This is a genomic window from Micromonospora sp. DT43 (assembly GCF_049841645.1).
Taxonomy (GTDB): domain Bacteria; phylum Actinomycetota; class Actinomycetes; order Mycobacteriales; family Micromonosporaceae; genus Micromonospora.
In genome coordinates this window covers 101,682-121,852 of the sequence record NZ_JBNCKR010000018.1, presented here as the reverse complement: position 1 = coordinate 121,852, position 20,171 = coordinate 101,682, and the positions used below count along the sequence as shown (strand labels likewise).

18 protein-coding genes are annotated in these 20,171 nt (G+C 71.7%); 5 read left to right on the top strand and 13 right to left on the bottom strand.

The genetic code is table 11. The annotated features are described in order from the left end of the window. Positions 1 to 116: 116 nt before the first annotated feature. The 3 genes from ACLQ26_RS30135 to ACLQ26_RS30125 are packed head-to-tail and all read right to left on the bottom strand — an operon-like array spanning position 117 to position 4,170. Positions 117 to 1,838 carry a PucR family transcriptional regulator gene (locus ACLQ26_RS30135; RefSeq protein ID WP_425747730.1) on the bottom strand — a complete coding sequence of 574 codons (1,722 nt, stop codon included), beginning with the start codon at positions 1,836 to 1,838 and terminating at the stop codon, positions 117 to 119. A 39-nt stretch (positions 1,839 to 1,877) separates the two neighbouring features. Beyond that, a complete protein-coding gene (argG, locus tag ACLQ26_RS30130) occupies positions 1,878 to 3,329 on the bottom strand; it encodes an argininosuccinate synthase (protein ID WP_425747729.1) in 1,452 nt (483 codons plus the stop codon). A 28-nt stretch (positions 3,330 to 3,357) separates the two neighbouring features. Next, positions 3,358 to 4,170 (bottom strand): TrmH family RNA methyltransferase, encoded by an 813-nt coding sequence (locus ACLQ26_RS30125; protein ID WP_393297189.1) that lies wholly within the window; start codon positions 4,168 to 4,170, stop codon positions 3,358 to 3,360. A 119-nt stretch (positions 4,171 to 4,289) separates the two neighbouring features. Here ACLQ26_RS30125 and ACLQ26_RS30120 point away from each other — a divergent pair, with 119 nt between their 5' ends. Continuing rightward, on the top strand, positions 4,290 to 6,137 hold the full coding sequence (locus ACLQ26_RS30120) for a thiamine pyrophosphate-requiring protein (RefSeq protein ID WP_425747728.1): 1,848 nt from the start codon (positions 4,290 to 4,292) through the stop codon (positions 6,135 to 6,137). Positions 6,138 to 6,259: 122 nt separating this feature from the next. Next, positions 6,260 to 6,988 carry a hypothetical protein gene (locus tag ACLQ26_RS30115; protein WP_425747727.1) on the top strand — a complete coding sequence of 243 codons (729 nt, stop codon included), beginning with the start codon at positions 6,260 to 6,262 and terminating at the stop codon, positions 6,986 to 6,988. A gap of 55 nt (positions 6,989 to 7,043) precedes the next feature. Here ACLQ26_RS30115 and ACLQ26_RS30110 read toward each other — a convergent pair whose 3' ends face one another. Further along, complete coding sequence (locus tag ACLQ26_RS30110) at positions 7,044 to 7,652, bottom strand: TetR/AcrR family transcriptional regulator (protein WP_425747726.1); 609 nt, start codon at positions 7,650 to 7,652, stop codon at positions 7,044 to 7,046. 133 nt (positions 7,653 to 7,785) lie between these two features. Between ACLQ26_RS30110 and ACLQ26_RS30105 the strand changes: the two genes are divergently transcribed. Then, complete coding sequence (locus ACLQ26_RS30105; RefSeq protein ID WP_425747725.1) at positions 7,786 to 8,148, top strand: DUF1330 domain-containing protein; 363 nt, start codon at positions 7,786 to 7,788, stop codon at positions 8,146 to 8,148. 141 nt (positions 8,149 to 8,289) lie between these two features. Here the strand turns inward: ACLQ26_RS30105 and ACLQ26_RS30100 are convergent, their stop codons facing one another. From ACLQ26_RS30100 to ACLQ26_RS30085, 4 genes are all read right to left on the bottom strand, one after another. Next, positions 8,290 to 10,488 carry a transglycosylase domain-containing protein gene (locus ACLQ26_RS30100; protein ID WP_425747724.1) on the bottom strand — a complete coding sequence of 733 codons (2,199 nt, stop codon included), beginning with the start codon at positions 10,486 to 10,488 and terminating at the stop codon, positions 8,290 to 8,292. 251 nt (positions 10,489 to 10,739) lie between these two features. Continuing rightward, positions 10,740 to 11,507 carry a hypothetical protein gene (locus ACLQ26_RS30095; RefSeq protein WP_007462534.1) on the bottom strand — a complete coding sequence of 256 codons (768 nt, stop codon included), beginning with the start codon at positions 11,505 to 11,507 and terminating at the stop codon, positions 10,740 to 10,742. A 173-nt stretch (positions 11,508 to 11,680) separates the two neighbouring features. Then, positions 11,681 to 12,787, bottom strand: coding sequence for an SPFH domain-containing protein (locus ACLQ26_RS30090; RefSeq protein ID WP_425747723.1), 1,107 nt, complete (start codon positions 12,785 to 12,787; stop codon positions 11,681 to 11,683). 5 nt (positions 12,788 to 12,792) lie between these two features. Beyond that, positions 12,793 to 13,266 carry an NfeD family protein gene (locus ACLQ26_RS30085; protein ID WP_425747721.1) on the bottom strand — a complete coding sequence of 158 codons (474 nt, stop codon included), beginning with the start codon at positions 13,264 to 13,266 and terminating at the stop codon, positions 12,793 to 12,795. 120 nt (positions 13,267 to 13,386) lie between these two features. On the opposite strand from ACLQ26_RS30085, the gene ACLQ26_RS30080 reads away from it, so the two are divergent. Beyond that, positions 13,387 to 14,697, top strand: coding sequence for a serine hydrolase domain-containing protein (locus ACLQ26_RS30080; RefSeq protein WP_425747720.1), 1,311 nt, complete (start codon positions 13,387 to 13,389; stop codon positions 14,695 to 14,697). Positions 14,698 to 14,756: 59 nt separating this feature from the next. Here the strand turns inward: ACLQ26_RS30080 and ACLQ26_RS30075 are convergent, their stop codons facing one another. Then, the gene (locus ACLQ26_RS30075; protein WP_425747719.1) at positions 14,757 to 15,569 is read right to left on the bottom strand and encodes a DUF3097 domain-containing protein; all 813 of its coding nucleotides are present in this window, start codon (positions 15,567 to 15,569) and stop codon (positions 14,757 to 14,759) included. Positions 15,570 to 15,806: 237 nt separating this feature from the next. On the opposite strand from ACLQ26_RS30075, the gene ACLQ26_RS30070 reads away from it, so the two are divergent. Continuing rightward, positions 15,807 to 16,601: a hypothetical protein gene (locus ACLQ26_RS30070; protein WP_425747718.1), complete on the top strand. Its 795-nt coding sequence runs from the start codon at positions 15,807 to 15,809 to the stop codon at positions 16,599 to 16,601. Positions 16,602 to 16,631: 30 nt separating this feature from the next. On the opposite strand, the gene ACLQ26_RS30065 is transcribed toward ACLQ26_RS30070, so the two are convergent. The 4 genes from ACLQ26_RS30065 to fabG all read right to left on the bottom strand — a co-directional run bounded on the left by ACLQ26_RS30065 (position 16,632) and on the right by fabG (position 20,054). Beyond that, positions 16,632 to 17,411, bottom strand: coding sequence for an HAD-IIA family hydrolase (locus ACLQ26_RS30065; protein ID WP_007462546.1), 780 nt, complete (start codon positions 17,409 to 17,411; stop codon positions 16,632 to 16,634). Further along, positions 17,404 to 18,456 carry a ferrochelatase gene (locus ACLQ26_RS30060; protein WP_425747717.1) on the bottom strand — a complete coding sequence of 351 codons (1,053 nt, stop codon included), beginning with the start codon at positions 18,454 to 18,456 and terminating at the stop codon, positions 17,404 to 17,406. The genes ACLQ26_RS30065 and ACLQ26_RS30060 overlap by 8 nt, the downstream gene beginning before the upstream one ends. A 100-nt stretch (positions 18,457 to 18,556) precedes the next feature. Next, positions 18,557 to 19,324, bottom strand: coding sequence for an enoyl-ACP reductase FabI (gene fabI, locus ACLQ26_RS30055; RefSeq protein WP_425747716.1), 768 nt, complete (start codon positions 19,322 to 19,324; stop codon positions 18,557 to 18,559). A 25-nt stretch (positions 19,325 to 19,349) separates the two neighbouring features. Further along, the gene (gene fabG / locus ACLQ26_RS30050; protein WP_425747715.1) at positions 19,350 to 20,054 is read right to left on the bottom strand and encodes a 3-oxoacyl-ACP reductase FabG; all 705 of its coding nucleotides are present in this window, start codon (positions 20,052 to 20,054) and stop codon (positions 19,350 to 19,352) included. Positions 20,055 to 20,171: the final 117 nt, after the last annotated feature.

The window sequence follows — 20,171 nt, the reverse complement described above, 5'->3', positions numbered from 1 at the left end:
CAACCCCAGCCGAACGCCTGGACCACCTCATCGCCGCCTAACGATTGCACTCACCCCTTGACCCCAAGCGGCGTGTCATGGCAATAACTTCATGATCAACCAGCCGGGGGTGGGGGTTAGGGGGTTCTTACTGCTTCCAGGGCCAGTAGGGCCACGTGTAGGGAGAGGCTTGCCTCTACCGAGTCGAGGTCCACGTCGAGGATGCGGGCGATGCGGGCCAGGCGCTCGTAGAAGGCCGGGCGGGACAGGTGGGCGGCCGCGGCGCCGGCGGACTTGTTGCGCCCCTGCTCCAGGTACGCGCGGAGGGTGTCGAGGAGCCGCTCCCGGGGGTGCTGGGCGTCGTACTGCAGCAGCGGGCCGAGTTCGCGCTCCACGAAGGTCTGCAGCCGGGGCTCGTCGCGCAGCAGGTGCAGCAGCCCCGCGAGGCCGACGTGCGGCAGCCGGAAGATCGGCAGGGCCCGCCGGTCCCGCCGGGCCGCTTCGGCGACCTGCCGCGCCTCGACGAGCGACCGCCGCGCCTCGCGCAGATTACTCACACCGGACCCGGCGGCCACGATCACCGCGCCCGGGACACCACCACGCGAGAAGTCGCCGGCTGCCGCGCGGCCGGTGCCGGCGTCGAGGCGTACCCGACGAAGCGCGTGGGCGAACGCGGACAGCGCGCGGTCCTCGGCGGCCGGGTCGGGCAGCGCCAGCAGCGCGCCCACCGAGTTGTCGTCGACCGCGCTGGTCAGCGCGGTGAGCTTGGCCTCCCGCAGTGCCTGGCCGACGGCCTCGGACAGGTCCCGCAGCCGGGCCTGGCCGGCCTCGGGGCCGCCCTCTCCGGCGGGGTCGTCGGCCCGCTGGCGGACCATCACGCCGACGAGGTGCCGCCGGTCCAGCGCCACGCCGAGCGCCTTGGCCCGCAGCGCCACCTCGTCGACAGGTCGGGAGTGGTCGAGCAATGCCGTGAGCAGGGTGCGGTGGAGCTGCCGTTCCAGCCCTTCGGCGTCGCGGCGGATCAACCGGCCCAGCGCGAGGGTGGACGCGGCCCGCTCGATGAGGATGGTGAGCCGGGTCGGTGGGGCGACTGCCGGCTCGCCGGCCCGGGCGCTTGACGCGTCCCCGCCGGCCGGCCAGCGCAGCAGCAGTCGCCCCCAGTCCTGCCCCCGGGCGCCGACGACAGTCACCAGCCAGCCGCTGTCCGGGTCGTACGCGGTGCGCCCGGCCGGCCGGATCCGCCGCGAGTGCTGTTCCCAGCCGTCCAGCAGCAGCTCGGCGCTCTCCCCCGCCGGGTCGTACCCGAGGACCTGCCGGGACAGGTTCTCCAGCACGACGGGGCACCCGGACAGCTCGGCCGCCTGCCGGATCACCTCGGCCGCGTCGGCACCCTCGACGGAGAGCTCGGTGAACCGCTGGTGGATCTCCTCGGCGGCCCGCAGCTCGGTGAGCTGCGCGTCGACGATCAGCGCGTGCACCGCCTCGGTGATCCGCACGAACGGGGTGGCCCGGCGCAGCTCGACCAGGGGCAGGCCGCGCCGCTCGGCGGCGGCGATCATCACCCGGGGCACGCCGCTGACGTAGCGGCGGCCCAGCTCGACGACGAGCCCGGAGACGCCGACGTCGGCGAGGTCGCCGATGAACGCGCGCAGACCCGCGTCGTCGGCCGGCAGCCCGATGCCCGTGGTGAGCACCAACTCGCCGCCGCCCAGCAGGGTGGCGATGTCGGGCACCTCGGCGACGTGCACCCAGCGGACCGGCCGGTCCAGCCCGGCGTCCCCGGCCACCACGCGTGGAGCGCCGTGGCGGACGGGGTCCAGGGCAAGGACCTCACGGACGGTAGGGAACACGGCCGACACGTTACCGTCCGTGACCCCGGACCTCGACGTGCCGGGCGGTCAGTCGACGCCGAACTCCATGGCGGCGCGGTCGAGTGCCTCGTCGGCGGCGGACGTGACACCCCGGGAGGCGATGGCCTCCGCGCCGCCCTCGGGCATCGCGCCGATCAACCCGGTCGAGGCAGCCTGCGCGGCGCCGATCATCCGCTGGGGCGCCGCGCCGCCGACCATGCCGAGGGAGGCGTACTGCTCCAGCTTCGCCCGCGAGTCGGCGATGTCCAGGTTGCGCATGGTGAGCTGGCCGATGCGGTCGGACGGGCCGAACGCCGAGTCCTCGGTACGCTCCATCGACAGCTTGTCCGGGTGGTAGCTGAACGCGGGGCCGGTCGTGTCCAGGATCGAGTAGTCCTCGCCCCGGCGCAGCCGCAGCGTCACCTCGCCGGTGACGGCCGTGCCGACCCAGCGCTGCAACGACTCGCGCAGCATCAGCGCCTGCGGGTCGAGCCAGCGACCCTCGTACATCAGGCGGCCGAGGCGGCGGCCCTCGCTGTGGTAGTTGGCCAGGGTGTCCTCGTTGTGGATGGCGTTGACCAGCCGCTCGTACGCGGCGTGCAGCAGCGCCATGCCGGGCGCCTCGTAGATGCCCCGGCTCTTGGCCTCGATGATCCGGTTCTCGATCTGGTCGGACATGCCCAGGCCGTGCCGGCCGCCGATGGCGTTGGCCTCCAGCACCAGGTCGACGGGGCTGCCGAACTCCTTGCCGTTGATCGTCACCGGGCGGCCCTGGTCGAAGCCGATGGTGACGTCCTCGGTCGGGATCTCCACCGACGGATCCCAGAAACGGACGCCCATGATCGGGCTGACCGTCTCGATGCCGGTGTCGAGGTGCTCAAGCGTCTTCGCCTCGTGCGTCGCGCCCCAGATGTTGGCGTCGGTGGAGTAGGCCTTCTCGGTGCTGTCCCGGTACGGCAGGTCGCGCTCCAGCAGCCACTCCGACATCTCCTTGCGGCCACCCAGTTCGGTGACGAAGTCGGTGTCGAGCCACGGCTTGTAGATGCGCAGCATCGGGTTGGCCAGCAGGCCGTAGCGGTAGAACCGCTCGATGTCGTTGCCCTTGAAGGTCGAGCCGTCGCCCCAGATCTGGACGTCGTCGGAGATCATCGCCCGCACCAGCAGGGTCCCGGTCACCGCCCGGCCCAGCGGGGTGGTGTTGAAGTACGCCCGCCCGCCCGAGCGGATGTGGAAGGCGCCGCAGGTCAGCGCCGCCAGCCCCTCCTCGACCAGGGCGGCGCGGCAGTCGACCAGCCGGGCGACCTCGGCGCCGTAGCTGAGCGCACGGCCGGGCACCGAGCCGATGTCGGGCTCGTCGTACTGGCCGATGTCGGCGGTGTAGGCGCAGGGGACGGCGCCCTTGTCGCGCATCCACGCGACCGCGACAGAGGTGTCGAGGCCGCCGGAGAAGGCGATGCCGACACGTTCGCCGATGGGCAGGGAGGTGAGAACCTTGGACACGGGGAAGATTATTCAACAAGACGCATGGTCATGCAAGCGGATCGTCGCGACCCAGTTCCCAGAACGCCACCGCCGCCGCGGCGGCGACGTTCAACGAGTCCACGCCACGCCGCATCGGGACGACCACCCGCACGTCGCTGGCCGCCTGCGCCGCCGCGGTGAGACCGGGACCCTCGGCGCCGAGCAGCAACGCCGCCCGCGCCCGCTGCGCCGGGGTCAACCGCTGAATGGGCACGGCGTCCGGCGCCGGCGTCATGGCGAGCACTGTGAAGCCCGCGTCCCGCACCTCGTCGAGGCCGGCGGGCCAGCGCTCCAACTTCGCGTACGGCATCGCGAAGACCTCGCCCATGCTGACCCGGACGCTGCGCCGGTAGAGCGGATCGGCGCAGGACGGCGACAGCAGCACGGCATCGACGCCCAGCGCGGCGGCGCCCCGGAAGATCGCGCCGAGGTTCGTGTGGTTGTTGACGTCCTCCAGGATCACCACCCGGCGCGCGGCGGCGAGCACCTCGGCCGCCGTCGGCAGCGAACGGCGGTGGAACGACGCCAGCACCCCCCGGTGTACGTGGAAACCGGTGGCCCGCTGCAGCACGTCCTGGGTGGCGGCGTAGACGGGCGCGTCGCCGGTGTCCAGGTCGGCGAGCTGGTCGACGCGCTTGGCGTCGACGAGGTACGACCGGGCCGGGTAGCCGGCGCGCAGCGCTCGGCGCAGCACCAGCTCGCCCTCGGCGATGAACAGGCCGTGCGGAGGTTCCCAGCGGGTGCGCAGCTCGACGTCGGTGAGCGCGCGGTAGTCGGCGATCCGGTCGTCGTCGGGGTCGGTGATCTGGTGGACGGGCACCCGACGATTCTGCCGGACGGCCGACCCTCACCCCGGACGCCCGTCCGAGGGGGTGTTTTGTCCGGTCAGGAAGGGGAACGACCGGTGCAGCACCGGACTCGACGGGAAGGACCAGCCAGGTGAGCGCAGAGCACACGGCACCGGGCGAAGAGGGCGCCCTGCCCCGACGTCCTACCGTCGCGGACCACATCGTCTCCCGCCTGGCGAGCTGGGGCGTACGCCGCTACTTCGGCTATCCCGGCGACGGCATCAACGGCATCACCTCCGCCCTGCAACGCACGCACGAGCGCGCCCAGTTCGTCCAGGTACGGCACGAGGAAACCGCGGGCTTCGCCGCCTCCGCGCACGTCAAGTACGGCGGCGGGCCGCTGGGCTGCGCGCTCGTGACCAGCGGGCCCGGAGCCATCCACCTGCTCAACGGCCTGTACGACGCCAAACTCGACCACCAGCCGGTGGTCGCCCTGGTCGGGCACACCGCGGTCACCGCCGAGGGTGGCGGCTACTACCAGGAGGTAGATCTCCTCGCCCTCTACAAGGACGTGGCCTCGGCATTCCTGGCCCAGCTCGACCACCCGGCGCAGGTGCGTCACCTCGTCGACCGGGCGTGCCGCACGGCGCTGGCCCGGCGTACCGTCACCGCCCTGGTCCTCCCGTCGGACCTGCAGGACGAGCCGGCCATCCCGGACCCGCCGCACGCACACGGCTACTACCACACCAGCAACGTGCCGAGCAGCACGCCTACCGTGCCGCCGCAGGCCGACCTGCGCCGCGCCGCCGAGGTGCTGCGCGGCGGCGAGAAGGTGGCCATGCTTGTCGGGCAGGGCGCACTCGGCGCCGAGGACGAGGTCCGCGAGATCGCCCACCGGCTCGGCGCCGGGGTGTCCACCGCGCTGCTCGGCTTCACAGTCGTCGACCACCGCGAGCCGTGGGTGACAGGCGCGATCGGGCTGCTCGGCACCCGGCCGAGCTGGCAGCTGATGAGCGGCTGCGACCGGTTGCTGATCGTGGGCAGCAACATGCCGTACTCGGAGTTCTACCCGCCACCCGGGCAGGCTCGCGCGGTGCAGATCGACCTGGACGGCACGCAGCTCGGGCTGCGCTACCCGACCGAGGTGAACCTGACCGGCGACGCCCGACCCACTCTGCGGGCGTTGCTGGACGAGCTGGGCCCCGGCCCGGGCCCGACCGCCTGGCGGGCGGAGATCGCCGAGGCCACCTCGGCGTGGCGACGCGCCCAGCGCGACCTGGCCGCGCAGACCGCCGACCCGGTGAACCCGCAACTGCTGTTCACCACGCTCAGCGACAGGCTCCCCGACGACGCGATGCTCGCCGTGGACTGCGGCACCGCGACCGCCTGGTACGCCCGCCACGTGCAGGTCCGACCCGGGATGCTGTCCAGCCTGTCCGGGACGCTGTTGTCGATGGGCGGTGCCATGCCGTACGCGCTGAGCGCCAAGTTCGCCCACCCGGACCGGCCGCTGATCGCGATGATCGGCGACGGGGCCATGCAGATGAACGGCGTCAACGAGCTGATCACCGTGGCGAAGTACTGGCGCGGCTGGGCCGACCCGCGGTTCGTGGTGCTGGTGCTCAACAACAGGGACCTGGCGTTCGTCAGCTGGGAACAGCGTTCCAGCGAGGGGACGCCGATGTTCCCGGACAGCCAGCAACTGCCGGACATCGGCTACCACAAGTGGGCCGAGGTGCTCGGGCTGCACGGGGAGCTGGTCGACGCTCCCGAGCAGGTGCCCGGCGTCTGGGAGCGGGCGCTGGCCGCCGACCGGCCGGTCGTCATCAACGCGCTTGTCGATCCGGCCGAGCTGATGCTGCCGCCGCACTTCACCGTCGAGCAGGCCCGCAAGACGGCGGCGGCGGTGCTCCGCGGCGACACCGACTGGGCCGGCATCATCCGCCGTGGCCTGCCCGCGACGATCGCCAGCTACCGCCCCCGCCGCCGCAAGGGCTGACCGCGACGTCGCGAGAGGAGCCCTGCGCCTGCGGCGACGGACAGATCGAAGGATTGCCCGAGATCAATCGCGGGTACCTGCCTGTCCGCTCACCCACGGGGGGTGGCACAAGGGAGCTGACGATGAGATCGACGACAGTCCGAGGAAGTGTGCTCGCGTTTGTGGTGGCGGCCCTGCTGAGCGGCTGCGGGGGTGGCGGGGACGACGGGAAGCCGGAGTCGACGGCACCCGTCGACAACGGTGTCGCGGCGCTCGCGCCGAACGAGGCCGTGCAGCGCGCCACGACTGCCGTGCGGAACGCGAAGTCGTACCACCTGGTGGGCGACATCGACAATGACGGCCAGAAGATGACCCTGGACTTCAAGGTGACCGGCAGCGACCTGGGTGGCCGGGTGTCCACGGACGAGGGCAGCGTGGACCTGCTCTCCGTCGCCGGGCAGCAGTACATCCGGCCGGACGAGAAGTTCTGGGCCAAGAACGCCGGCGCCCAGGCGTCGGACGAGATCGTGAAGCTGATGGGCGACAAGTGGGCCAAGGTGTCCGCCAAGGACGACTTCTCCCAGCTGTTCGACGTCGCCAACATCGACAAGCTGCTCAAGCCGGACGGCACCATGACCAAGGGCGAAGCCAAGGAGATCGACGGCGTCAAGACCATCGGCCTCGTCGACGGCGACAAGAGCGGCATGCTCTACATCGCCACCACCGGCGAGCCGTACCCGATGCGGATTGAAGGCAACCAGGACTCACCCGGTCAGATCACGTTCAGCGAGTTCGGCGCGACCTTCGACGACGTGAAGGCGCCGCCGGAGGGCCAGGTGGTCGACTTCGACCAGTTGAAGAACAAGAAGTAGACGACCCGATGGCGCCTCCCCACCCTGCGGTGGGGAGGCGCCGTCGCGTCGCGGGTCAGCCCCGCCGGTCGCTGGCCGGGCTCGACAGGGCTTCCTGCGCGCTCTGGAGGATCTCCTCCGACAGGGGCGTCTGACCCGTCGCGCGGGCCAGCGTGAGCGCACCGACCATCGTGGCGAGGTCGACGAGCGCCCGCCGGCGGGCCTCGGTCCCGTCTCGGCCGGGCGCCTCCGCGAGGTCCGTCATGCGCTTGACGGTCTCCTGAAGACCCAGCGCGTACGACGTGCGGAGCGGGCTGTCGGCGGATGCCCGGGCGGCGTCGGCGGCCAACGCGGTGTTGGCACATCCCGTGCCGGGTGTGTCGCGATGCTCGGGTGACAGGTAGTGCCGCAGCAGCGCGCTTCGCGCTTCCGACCGGTCGGGTAGGTCGTCGGAGAACTGGTCCAGCAGGGCCAGGAGTTCACCGAACGCCGTCGTGGCGGCAATGCCCAGCAACTCGTCCTTGGAGCTGAAATGCTTGTAGAAGCCTCCGTGGGTCAGTCCGGCGGCACCCATGAGGTCCTGCACACTCATGCCCGCCGCGCCGCGTTCACGCAGTAGCCGTGAGGTGACGGCCACCACCTCCTCGCGGTGCCTTGCCGCTTCGGCACGTGACGTTCTGCCCATCGCGCTTCCTCCCTCACGTGCTCACCACTCGACTCCTCGATCATAGAGGACGACCCTAATCCAAAACTTGCCGCAACGGCGAGGCTCGGTTAGATTACGAGCGTCATCTAAAGCACGAGGACTGGAGATCCCCATGAGCACCTACCTGATCAATCACCTGCGCATCCCCGGCGGCATCCCGAACGAGGCGGGGCTGTCGTACCTGGAGCAGGTCGAGGCGACCGTGCGCCCGTACGGCGGCAAGTGGCTCGCCCAGGGTGACGTGGACGTGGTCGAGGGCGCCTGGCCCGGCTCCGTCGTCCTGATGGAGTTCCCCACCCGCGCGGACGCCGAGAACTGGTACAACTCGCCCGAATACCGGGCGATCCTGCCGCTGCGGACGAACAACGCGGTCTCGGACATCATCCTGGTCGACAGCCTGGCCCCGGACTTCACCGTCGCCGGTTTCGCCCAGCAGGTGCGCGCCGCCATCGCGGCAGCCTCCACCAACGGCTGAGATCGGGCCCGGTCGAGTCGCACTCCGAGGTCACCGCCAGGCACGGCAGTGACCTCGGAGTGCGCGACGCCCGCCAGCGGACCTGCGGAAAGAGCACGGCGGCCCGGCCCGAGGTGGACCGGGCCGCCACTGAATCCGGGATCAGCCCCGACGGTCGAGCCAGCGTTGCAGGGCCGAACGCGGATCCTGAGCGGGCTGCTGCTGACGCTCGGGGACGGTCGGGCGCTCCACCGGGCGGTGCGGCTCGCCGGCCAGCTCCTTGCTCGGCGCGGCGAACGCCTTCTCCGGCTGACCCTTCACCGCCGTGGCGATGACTCGGGCGACCGCGTCGATCACCTTGCTCTGCACCGCCGAGCCCACCGAGTCGGCCGGGTCGTCCGGGTTGGCGGCGATGCCGGCAACTGCCACCTGCGGGGTGAAGCCGACGAACGTCTCGGTGGCGTTCTCCTCCGAACTGCCCGTCTTACCGGCCACCGGCCGCCCGCCGAGGATGTCGTTCACGCCGGTGGCGGTGCCGCCATTGCACTGCCCGAACGCCGACTGCTGGCCCACCGGGCACCGAGCGGCGTCGGTCGCGGCACGGGCGACGTCGGCGTCGAGGACCTTCTTGCAGGACGGCTGCCCGACCGGCACCTTCGCGCCGTTCGCGTCGGTCACCGAGACCACCGGCACCGGCGAGCAGTAGGTGCCTTCGGCAGCCACCGTGGCATACGCGTTCGCCAGGTCCAACGGAGTGGTGGCCGCCACGCCGAGAGTGAAGGAACCCCAGTTGGCGGCGTTGTTCTTGGCGAAGGAGGCGTCCGAGTCGGCGCGGAAGGTGATGCCGAGCCGCTGCGCCATCTGCACCACCTTGTCCTGGCCGACCTGCTCGGCCAGCCAGACGAAGTAGGTGTTCACGGAACGACCGAAGCCGTCCCACATCATCCGGTACCCGTCCATCCAGTCCGGGTTGGCGTTCGCCGGGCACCAGTGCCCGTCGCAACTGCCCGGGCCCTCGGCGGCGTACCGGGTGGGTAGCTTGGCGGGCGCGTCGAAGCCGGTGGAGAGAGTACGGCCCGACTCCAGCGCGGCGAGCATGGTGAACAGCTTGAACGTCGAACCCGCCTGGTACCCGTCGACACTGGCCCCACCGGAGATCAACGGGTTGACGGTGTTCGGGTAGTTCGGCTGCCCGGCCGGGTTGTCGGCCAGGCTGTAGTGCCTGTTGACCGCCATCGCCAGCACCCGCCCGGTGCCCGGCTGCACGGCCGCGATCGGCAGGGCGCGCTTGTTGTCGTAGCCGTACACCTTGGTGGCCTGCTGTTGCGCGGTGGCCTGGACCTTCGGGTCCAGCGAGGTGACGACCGTGTAGCCGCCCGAGCGCAGGGCCTGCTCGCGCTCGGCGGCAGTGGCGCCGAAGGCCGGTTGGGTCAGCCACCACTGGCGCAGGTAGTCACAGAAGTAGCCCCAGTCGTCGTGGCCCTGGGCGACGGCGGTGCAGCCGTTGGGCTGCGCGGTCGGGTGCAGGGCCAGCGGCTCGGCCTTCGCCTGCGCGGCCTGCGCGGCGGTGACCGCGCCGGTGGCGACCATCGAGTCCAGCACGTACGACCGACGGGCCAGCGCCTCGTCCTTGTCGCCACCGATCGGGCTGTACGCGTCCGGGGACTGCACCAGGCCGGCGAGCAACGCCGACTGGGCCAGGGTCAGCTTCGCCGGCGCCGTGCCGAAGTAACGCTGGCTGGCCGCCGCGATCCCGTACGCCCCCGCGCCGAAGTAGGCGATGTTCAGGTACCGGTTGAGGATTTCGTCCTTACCGAGGCTCTTGTCCAGCGCGCCCGCGTACCGGATCTCCTGGAGCTTGCGCCCGACGGTGGGGTCGGTGGCGGCGGCGCGCTCCTCCGGCGTGCGGGTGGGGTCGGTCTTGAGGACGTTGCGGACGTACTGCATCGTCAGCGTGGAACCGCCCTGCTCGGTGCCGCCGCCCTTGACGTTGGCGACCAGCGCTCGGGCCAGGCCCCGCAGGTCCGCGCCGCCGTGGTCGTAGAACCGCCGGTCCTCGGCCGCCACGATCGCCTGCCGCATCACCGGGGCGACGTCCGCCAGCGCGACGTCGGTGCGGTTCACGTCGTAGAACGTGGTGAGCAGCGTCTTGCCGTCGTTGGCGTAGAGGTACGAGCGCTGCGGGGTGGCCGGTGTCTTCAGCGAGGCCGGCAACGCGGCGTACGACCCGATCGCGGCACGCGCGGCGAACCCGACCAGCAGGTTGCCCGGGAGCGCGGCGACGGCCAGGGCGAGCCCTGCCAGCACGCCGGCGAGCAACACGGTGAGCAGCCGCGACAGCGGCGAGCGAGAGGCGGCCATGCTCCCCAGGATTGCCACAAAAAACGCCAACCGACCACCCCAACCCACCGAGTGTCACCAACTTCACCCGCTCATCCCCCACCCCCACCCCCACCCCCACCCCCACCCCACCCCGGGGCCCCTACCCACCCCGGTGATCATGGGCTTAGCGGGGGGTTTGATCACAGAACCGCCCGTCAACCTCATGATCACCGGAGTGGGCGGCCGGGATGGACCGGGTGGGTGGGTGGGTGGGTGGGTGGGTGGGTGGTTTAGGGGGTTGGGGTATTTAGGCTGGCTGCGGCGGCGTCTCTGGCGGTTTCTCGGGGCATCAGGCGGCCGGAGCGGTAGCCGATGCCGATGCCGGCGATCAGCACGAAGATCGCGCCGAACGTCTGTAGCGAGCCGATCAGGGCACCGCCCAGGCCGAGCAACGGCGCGGCGATGATCAGCATGACGCCGTCGCCAAGGCTGAAGGTGCCCGAGCGGGCCACCGCCCAGCCGGTGAGGAACCAGCCCACGCTGTAGAACGTCGCGCCGAGCAGGACCAGCGACCGCGCGGTGGTCCCGAAGACGGGCGTCTGCTCCTCCAGGCCGGCGAACGGCAGCATCAGCACCGTCCCGGCGATGCTGACCAGCAGCCCGGCGGCGGCCACCCGGCGGCTGCGCGTGGCGGCCAACAGACCGGTGAGGGCCAGCAGCGCGAGCAGGCCGAGCCACACTGCGGCCACCCAGCCGATCAGGTACACGGCCCGCCCGTCGGCCGGATACGGGTCGTTGCCCACCCCTCCGTCGCTGGCCATCGCCACCGCGCCGTAGAGGATGGCGTACGCGGGCAGCAGCCACACCGCGGCCCGCGCGAACCGGCGTACCGACCAGGCCCAGCTGGCGTTCGTGGCCGGCCCGGCCGGGGTCGGCTCGCCCACGAAGGGGAGTACGCCGAACCCGCCACCGGTGCTCCGGGAGCCCAGTGGGGCGGCCGGGTCGTGCGCGCCGGGCACCGGGGCCGAGGACCACATCCGATTCGCCGGATCCTTCATGCGTCACCTCGCTCGTCCACGAGCGGTGCGGAACGCGCCGGGGCGCCCCGATTGCCTGGTCACCACCCGTCCTAGGACCGATCGTGGCAGGCATCGGAGCGCCCCATGAGTCTTTCTCGCATTCAGGGCCAGCGTCGAAGCCCCTGGCCGGCCGGTCGGCCGGCGAGTACGGATCAGCCGCGCTCGCGCTGGTCGGCCGGGTCCTCGGTCAGGCTGGGCGGAGTGACCGGCTCCGGAGCGGGCAGCCCCTGCGGCTTGTTGCCGCCGGTGGCCTGCGCCTCGGCGACGCGTACCTCGTCGTGGATCTGCTGGGCGGCATCCGCCGCAGCCTGCGCCGCCTCCGCGGCCTCGCGCTCCACCTGGCTCGCGTGGTCGGCAGCCTCCGGCGAGGGCAGGTCCCCCACCATCTGGCTCAGCCCACCGAGCGCGCCACCCATGCCCTCCAGGGCCTTGGTCAGCTCGGCCGGCACGATCCAGACCTTGTTGGCGCTGCCCTGGGCGATCTGCGGCAGAGCCTGCAGGTACTGGTACGCGAGCACCTTCTGGCTCGGGTTGGCCTGGTGGATCGCGTCGAAGACCGTCCGGATCGCCTTCGCCTGACCCTCGGCCTGCAGGATCCGAGCCTGCCGGTCACCGTCGGCCCGCAACACCGCCGACTGCTTGTCACCCTCGGCGGTGAGGATCACCGACTGCTTGTGCCCCTCGGCGGTCAGGATCGCCGCGCGGCGGTCCCGCTCGGCGCGCATCTGCTTCTCCATCGAGTCGCGGATGCTGGCCGGCGGCTCGATCGCCTTGATCTCGACCCGGGTCACCTTGATGCCCCACCGACCGGTGGTCTCGTCCAGCACACCGGAGAGGTGCCTGTTGATCTCGTCCCGGCTGGTCAGCGCCCGCTCCAGGTCGAGCGAGCCGATCACGTTACGCAGCGTGGTGACGGTGAGCTGCTCGATGGCCTGCAGGAAGCTGGAGATCTCATAGGTCGCCCGGACCGAGTCGACCACCTTGAAGTAGAGAACCGTGTCGATCGAGACCACCAGGTTGTCCGAGGTGATCACCGGCTGCGGGGGGAAGCTGACGACCTGCTCCCGCATGTCGACCTTGGTGCGTACGGCGTCGATGAACGGCACCAGCAGGTTGAGGCCGGGGTTGAGGGTGCGCTTGTACTTGCCGAGCCGTTCCACCACGTCCTGGCGCTGCTGCGGCACGATCCGCACCGCCTTTGCCAGCGTTATCACGGCGATCAACGCCACCGCGATCACCAGCACACCCAATATGGTCATCCCGTTCACCCTCTCGCTTCCGGCAGCTCGCCGGCGGAAGAAACGTCGTCCTGCCAGACCAGGGCGGTCGCGCCCCGGACCTTTATCACCCGAACCCGCTGGCCGGGCTCGAAAGTCTGCGTCGTGTCGTACGGCCGGGCGGTCCACAGCTCCCCGTCGATCTTGACGAGGCCGTGGTCGGCGTCCACCCGCTCCAGCACCAGGGCGCTGGAGCCCTCGATCGCCTCCACGCCGAACGGCTGCTCGCCGCTCTCCAGCGCCGAACGGCGATGCCGCCGAATGACCGGACGGGCCACCACCAGACTCAACGCGGACACCACCGCGAAGACCAGAGCCTGCACGGCCACCGGCGCGCCGAGAGCGGCGGCACCGGCGGCGGCGAACGCACCGAGCCCGAACATGATGAGAAAGAGCGTCGTCGTGAAGATCTCGGCGACCGCCAGCACCACACCCAAAACGATCCACACCACCGCGTCCACACCACGATCGTGACACGCAAACGCACGCGCGGCCTCCCCAGGGAGATCAGTAGGCTCATCGACGCCCTTACCGGCCCGCCGGAACGCCACCAATCGGCGCCCGCCCCGAGGAGGTCCCCCTTGACCCTGCTGCCCGAGACCGCCCGTCAGATCGACGCCCGGGTCGCCCAGGCCCAGGCCGACGGCCATGTCCCCTCGCTGGTGCTGGGCGTGGTGCGCGACGGCACGCTGGCGCACCTGGCCCTGGCCGGAGAGCATCCCCGCCCAGACGTCGATCTCCAGTACCGTCTGGGTTCGATCAGCAAGACCATGACCGCGACCCTGATCATGCAGCTGCGCGACGCCGGCCGGCTCGCCCTCGACGACCCGCTGGAGCGACACCTGCCGGGCACCGGCGTCGGCGCGCTCACCCTGCGCCAACTGCTCGCGCACGCCAGCGGCATGCAGCGTGAACCCGAGGGCGACTGGTGGGAACGCGCGGCCGGCGTGGACCTCACCACCCTGCTCGCCGGGGTCACCCCCGACAAGATCGCCTACCCGCCGCACGCCACCTACCACTACTCCAACCTGGCGTACGGGCTGCTCGGCGGCGTCCTCGAACGACTCACCGGGACGCCCTGGGCCGACCTGCTCGGCGAGCGGATCCTCACCCCGCTGGGCCTGCGCCGCACCACGTACGCGGCCACCGAGCCGTTCGCCCGTGGCTACGTCGTACACCCCTGGCACGACACCCTGCGCGAGGAGCCGCGCACCGACACCGGAGCGATGGCCCCGGCCGGTCAGCTCTGGTCGACGATCGAGGATCTGGGCCGCTGGGCCGCCTTCCTGGCCGATCCCGACCCGTCGGTGCTGGCCGCCGAGACGCTTACCGAGATGTGCTCACCCGTGGTGATCAGCGACCAGGAGTCCTGGACCCACGGCCACGGCCTCGGGCTGGAGCTCTTCCGGGAAGGCGACCGGGTGTACGTCGGACACGGCGGCTCCATGCCCGGCTACGTCGCCTCGCTGGCCGTGCACCGGCCCAGCCGCACCGCGGTCGTGGGCTTCGCCAACTCGTACGGTTTCCGCACCGGCTACCTGGGCGGGCTGAGCCGGCAACTGCTCACGCTCGTGTTGGACGCCGAACCCGCCCCGGTCACCGCGTGGCGACCGGCCGCCGCCCCGCCGCCCGCCGAACTCGCCGAGCTGACCGGCCGCTGGTGGTGGATGGGCACCACCATCGAGGTGTACGTGGACGCCGCCGGCGACCTGCACGCCGGACCGGTCGGCACGCCGAACCTCTTCGTCGCCGAGGGCACGGACCGCTGGCGGGGCCGGGCCGGCGGACAGGACGGCGAGATCCTCACTGTGCGCCGCGACGAGCAGGGCCGCGCGGTCGCGCTGGACATCGCCACCTTCGTCTACTCCCGCACCCCCGACCAGGAGCCCTGAGCGCCTCCCGCGCCTCCCGCCCGCGTCGCACGAGCGGCGCGAGCGGGCGCGGGGCCGGATCAGGCTGGTTCGGTGACGAAGTCGATGAGGCGTTCCATGGCGTTGATCAGTGGAGTCTCGACGTCGGCGAAGCTGTTCACCCGGGACAGGATGTGTCGCCACATGTCGGCCGGCTCGGCCACCCCGAGGGCCGCGCAGACCCCTTCCTTCCACGGGCGCCCCGGCGGCACCACCGGCCACGCAGCGATGCCCAGCGCGGCCGGCTTGACCGCCTGCCACACGTCGACGTAGGGGTGCCCGGTCACCAGCACGTACGGCGAGGTCACCCGTGCCACGATCCGGCTCTCCTTGCTGCCCGGCACGAGATGGTCGACAAGCACACCCAGTCGCCGGGTGGGGCCGGGGCCGAAGTCGCGAACCGCGGCGTCGAGGTCGTCGATGCCGTCCAGGGGCTCCACGACCACGCCCTCTATCCGCAGGTCGTCGCCCCAGATGCGCTCGACAAGCGCGGCGTCGTGGATGCCCTCCACCCAGATCCGGCTGGCCTTGGCCACCTGGGCGCGAACATTGTCCACCGCCACCGAACCGGACGCGGTACGCCGACGGGCAGCCGGCACCGGGGCGCGGCTCGGGCGGCGCAGTGTCACCGGACGGCCGTCGAGCAGGAACGCCGCGGGCAGCAGCGGGAAGTTGCGCCGTTTGCCGTGTCGGTCCTCCAACACCACCGCGCCCGCCTCGAAGCCCACCACCGCTCCGCAGAACCCGGAGTCGGCGTCCTCCACCACGAGCTCCGGTTCGGCATCCACCTCGGGGGTGACCTTCCGTCGCCGCCAGTCCCCCGCCAGCACGTCCTCGCCGTATCGCCCCGCCATGTCGATCACGCTAACCCCACGCCGCCGGCCCGTGTCATCCCGACACACCGTCACCTGCCGCCGCCCCGGGCGGACGAGGCAGGCACCCGAGCGCCGCCCGTCAACTGGCGGGACCCGACGCGTGCCCACGGCTGGGCAGGCAGGGAGCGGATGGGGCGAAGGGGGCAGTTCGGGGCAGGCAGGGCGGCCGGAGCGGCAGTCGAGACAGGGCCACCGATGACCACGTACCCTTTCGGCATGTCCACCCCCGCAACGGGCGCGGCCACGCTTGCGCCGCGCCGGTCGAGCCGGTTCGTTGCCTGGGTGCGCGCGTGGCGCGCCGGGCTGGTGCCGTTCGACGAGGTCGCCGACGCCATCGCCGGTGCGGAGGAGCACCTCGTCGCGGACGCCCCCGGCACCTGGACCGACGTCCCGCTGGGTGCCGCGCTGCCCACCCTGGCCAAGCTCTCCCCCGACGAGATCCGTCTGGTGCTACCCGCGCCGGGTGACCCGCGGGGTCTGCCCGGTCCCGGGGACTTCGCCGGGGCGGCGCTGGTGGCGGGCGAGGCGGTGGTGGCCGGTGGGCTGGGCCTGATCCCGCAGGTCCGCAGCCACACGTCCGGTTCGGGGGACTGTTTCGAGACGGTGCTGTGGCGGGTCTACCCGCTGCCGGCCAACGCCCCGGCCGCCTCGCTGTCGCTGCCCGGCGCCGCCGAGGCGGAGGCCGAGCTGGCGGCCGCGCTGGCCGAGACGACCGCCGCGCTGACCCGTCTCGACGTGGCCCAGTGGCGGCCCGAGTTGGCCGGAGCACTGGCCGCGCTGCGCCGCCCGGACGGTGCCACCGACCTGCCACCGGGCTTCGACCCGCGGGCCCGCCGGCTCTTCGCCCGTGCCGCCGTGCTGGACCGGGTGCTCGCGCTGGCCGGGCACGCCGCTCCCGGTGGCGCGATCAACAACTACGAGGCCCAGCAGCGCGACGCCGCGCTGCGCCCCCTCACCACGGCCTGCCGGCAGGCACTGGTGGCCGCCTGCAACGCCCCCCTACGCCCCTGACCCCACATCGGCGGCGAGCCGCGCGGGGCGTCAGATCTCGTCGAGCAGGTCCGCCACCGAGTTGATGATCCGGGACGGTCGGTACGGGTAACGCTCCGCCTCGGTACGGCTGCTGATGCCGGTGAGCACCAGGATGGTCTCCAGCCCGGCCTCCAGGCCGCAGAGGATGTCGGTGTCCATCCGGTCGCCGATCATCGCGGTGGTCTCCGAGTGCGCGTTGATGGTGTTCAGCGCGGAGCGCATCATCATCGGGTTGGGCTTGCCGACGAAGTACGGCTCCACCCCGGTCGCCTTGGAGATCATGGCGGCGACCGAGCCGGCGGCGGGCAACGCGCCCTCCACGGACGGGCCGGTCACGTCGGGGTTGGTGCAGATGAACCGGGCCCCGTCGTTGATCAGCCGGACCGCCTTGGTGATCGCCTCGAAGCTGTAGGTGCGGGTCTCGCCGAGCACCACGTAGTCCGGGGCGAAGTCGGTGAGCACGTAGCCGACCGCGTGCAGCGCCGTGGTCAGGCCGGCCTCGCCGATGACGTATGCGGTGCCACCCGGCCGCTGGTCGGCGAGGAACTGGCCGGTGGCCAGGGCCGACGACCAGATCGACTCCTCCGGAACGTCCAGGCCCATCCGGCTCAACCGGGCCGTCAGGTCCCGTGGCGTGTAGATCGAGTTGTTGGTCAGCACCAGGAACGGCTTGCCGGAGGCGCGCATCCGGTTGATGAACTCGGGGGCGCCGGGAACGGGCTGGCCCTCGTGGACCAGCACACCGTCCATGTCGGTGAGCCAGCTCTGCACGGGCTTACGGTCATGCATCGGTGCTCCCAGCGGGCGTCGGACGGCGGGTGGGTACGCAGCACACGGTGGGGCAGGTGTCCCACATCGGCAGTTCGCCGAGCCGGCGACGTAGCTGCGCGCCGTCCGGGTCGGTCCGCTCGGTGACCAGCTCCCGGACCATTGTCACGAAGCGCGGATCGGTGCCCGGGGTGCCGGCCCGGACGAAGTCGAGGCCGAGCTGCTTGGCCGTCTCCAGCGCCTCGGTGTCGAGGTCCCACACGACCTCGAGGTGGTCGGAGACGAACCCGATCGGGCTGACCACCACGCTCGTGGTGCCGCCCCGCGCGAGGGCGGCCAGGTGGTCGTTGATGTCCGGCTCCAGCCACGGCACCTGCGGGGGGCCGGAACGGCTCTGCCAGACCAGGTCGTACGCGAGGCCGGGGGCGGCGGCAGCGGCCACCAGCCGGGCGGCCTCGCGCAGTTGCGCCTCGTACCGGCCGCCGTGCGGGCCGGCGTTCGCCGCCATCGAGCTGGGAATGGAGTGGGCGGTGAACACCAGCCGGGTGGTGTCCCGCTTGGCCGGGTCGAGCTGGCCCAGCGCGGCACGGACGGCGTCGACGTGCGGCTCGATGAAGCCGGGGTGGTCCCAGAACTGGCGCAGCTTCTCGATAACCGGGGCGTCCGGGCCGACGGCGGCGCGGGCGGCGGCGATGTCCTCCTGGTACTGCCGGCAGGACGAGTAGCCGCCGTACGCGCTGGTGACGAAGGCGAGCGCTCGGGTCACCCCGTCGTCGCGCATCTGCGTCACGGTGTCGGCGAGCATCGGGTCCCAGTTGCGGTTGCCCCAGTAGAGGGGCAGGTCGAGGCCGTGCGCGGCGAAGTCGGCGCGGACGGCGGCCAGCAGCTCGCGGTTCTGCTTGTTGATCGGGGACACCCCGCCGAAGTGCTGGTAGTGCTCCGCGACCTCGGCCAGCCGCTCGGGCGGCACACCTCGGCCGCGGGTCACGTTCTGCAGGAACGGCATCACGTCCTCGGGCCGTTCGGGCCCGCCGAAGGACACCAGCACCACCGCGTCGTACGCCATGGGGTCATTCTTGCCCCTCGGCCGCGACGGCCCGGCGACGCCCCCTGGTCCGGACGCGTGGATCACGCGGACGGCGGCCAGGGAGCGTCGCGGCGCGGCGTCAGGAACCGATGGCGTGGTAGCCGCCGTCGACGTGCACGATCTCGCCGGTGGTGGCCGGGAACCAGTCGGAGAGCAGCGCCAGGCAGGCCCGAGCGGCCGGCTCCTGGTCGGTGAGGCTCCAGCCCAGCGGCGCCCGCTCGGCCCAGGCCTCCTCGAACTGGTCGAAGCCGGGGATCGACTTCGCGGCGATCGTCCGCAGCGGCCCGGCGGCGACCAGGTTGCTGCGGATGCCCTGCTTGCCCAGGTGCAGGGCAAGGTAGCGGGACGCGGACTCCAGGCCGGCCTTGGCCACGCCCATCCAGTCGTAGACCGGCCACGCCTTCGTCGCGTCGAAGGTCAGGCCGACCACCGCGCCGCCGGCAGACATCAGCGGCAGCGCCGCCATGGCCAGCGACTTGTACGAGAAGGTGGAGACGTGCAGGGCGGTCGCCACGTCCTCCCAGGGCGCGTCGAGGAAGCCACCGCCCAGGCAGCTCTGCGGGGCGAAGCCGATCGAGTGCACGACCCCGTCGAGGCCGTCGACGTGCTCGCGGACCCGGTCGGCGAGGCTGGCCAGGTGCTCGGTGTTTGTCACGTCGACCTCGATCACCGGCGCGGGCTCGGGCAGCCGCTTGGCGATCCGCTCGACCAGGGAGAGCCGTCCGAAGCCGGTCAGCACGACCTGCGCGCCGTTCTCCTGGGCGAGTTTCGCCACCGAGAAGGCGATCGAAGCCTCGGTGATCACACCGGTGACGAGCAGCCGCTTACCGGCGAGCAGTCCGGACATCGCAGATTCCTCCGTAGTCAAAAGGTCAGTGGCCCATGCCGAGGCCGCCGTCGACCGGGATCACAGCGCCGGAGACGTACCCGGCGCTGTCCGAGGCCAGCCAGGTGACCACGGCGGCCACCTCGTCCGGGCTGGCCATCCGGCCGGCCGGGATGGACTTGCGGATCTCCGCCTTGCGGTCGTCGCTGAGGCCGGCGGTCATGTCGGTGTCGATGAAGCCGGGTGCCACCACGTTCGCGGTGATGTTGCGGCTGCCCAGCTCACGGGTGATCGAGCGGGCCACGCCTACCAGGCCGGCCTTGCTGGCGGCGTAGTTGACCTGACCGGCGCCGCCGGAGAGGCCCACCACCGAGGAGATGAAGATCATGCGGCCCCACTTGGCCCGCAGCATCTTGCCGGAGGCCCGCTTCGCCACCCGGAACGCGCCGCTGAGGTTGGTGTCCACCACACCTGTGAACTGCTCCTCGGACATCCGCAGCAGCAGCGTGTCGTCGGTCATGCCGGCGTTGGCGACGAGCACCTCGACCGGCCCCAACTCGGCCTCGACGGCGGCGAACGCGGCGTCGATCGAGGCCGCGTCGGTGACGTCGGCGCGTACGCCGAACAGCCCCTCAGGCGCGTCGCCGCTGCGGTGGGTGACCGCCACCCGATCGCCCTGCTTGGCGAAGGCCTGCGCGATGGCCAGGCCGATCCCCCGGTTACCCCCGGTCACCAGCACGGTTCGGGACACGGTTCCTCCTTGCGAATGGTCAGCACGGACGCGTCGGAGCCTAGGCGTTACCGGCAGGTAAGCGCTAACGGGAGTCGCGTCACACCTTGGTACGACATGGGGATCAACCCCTGGTGG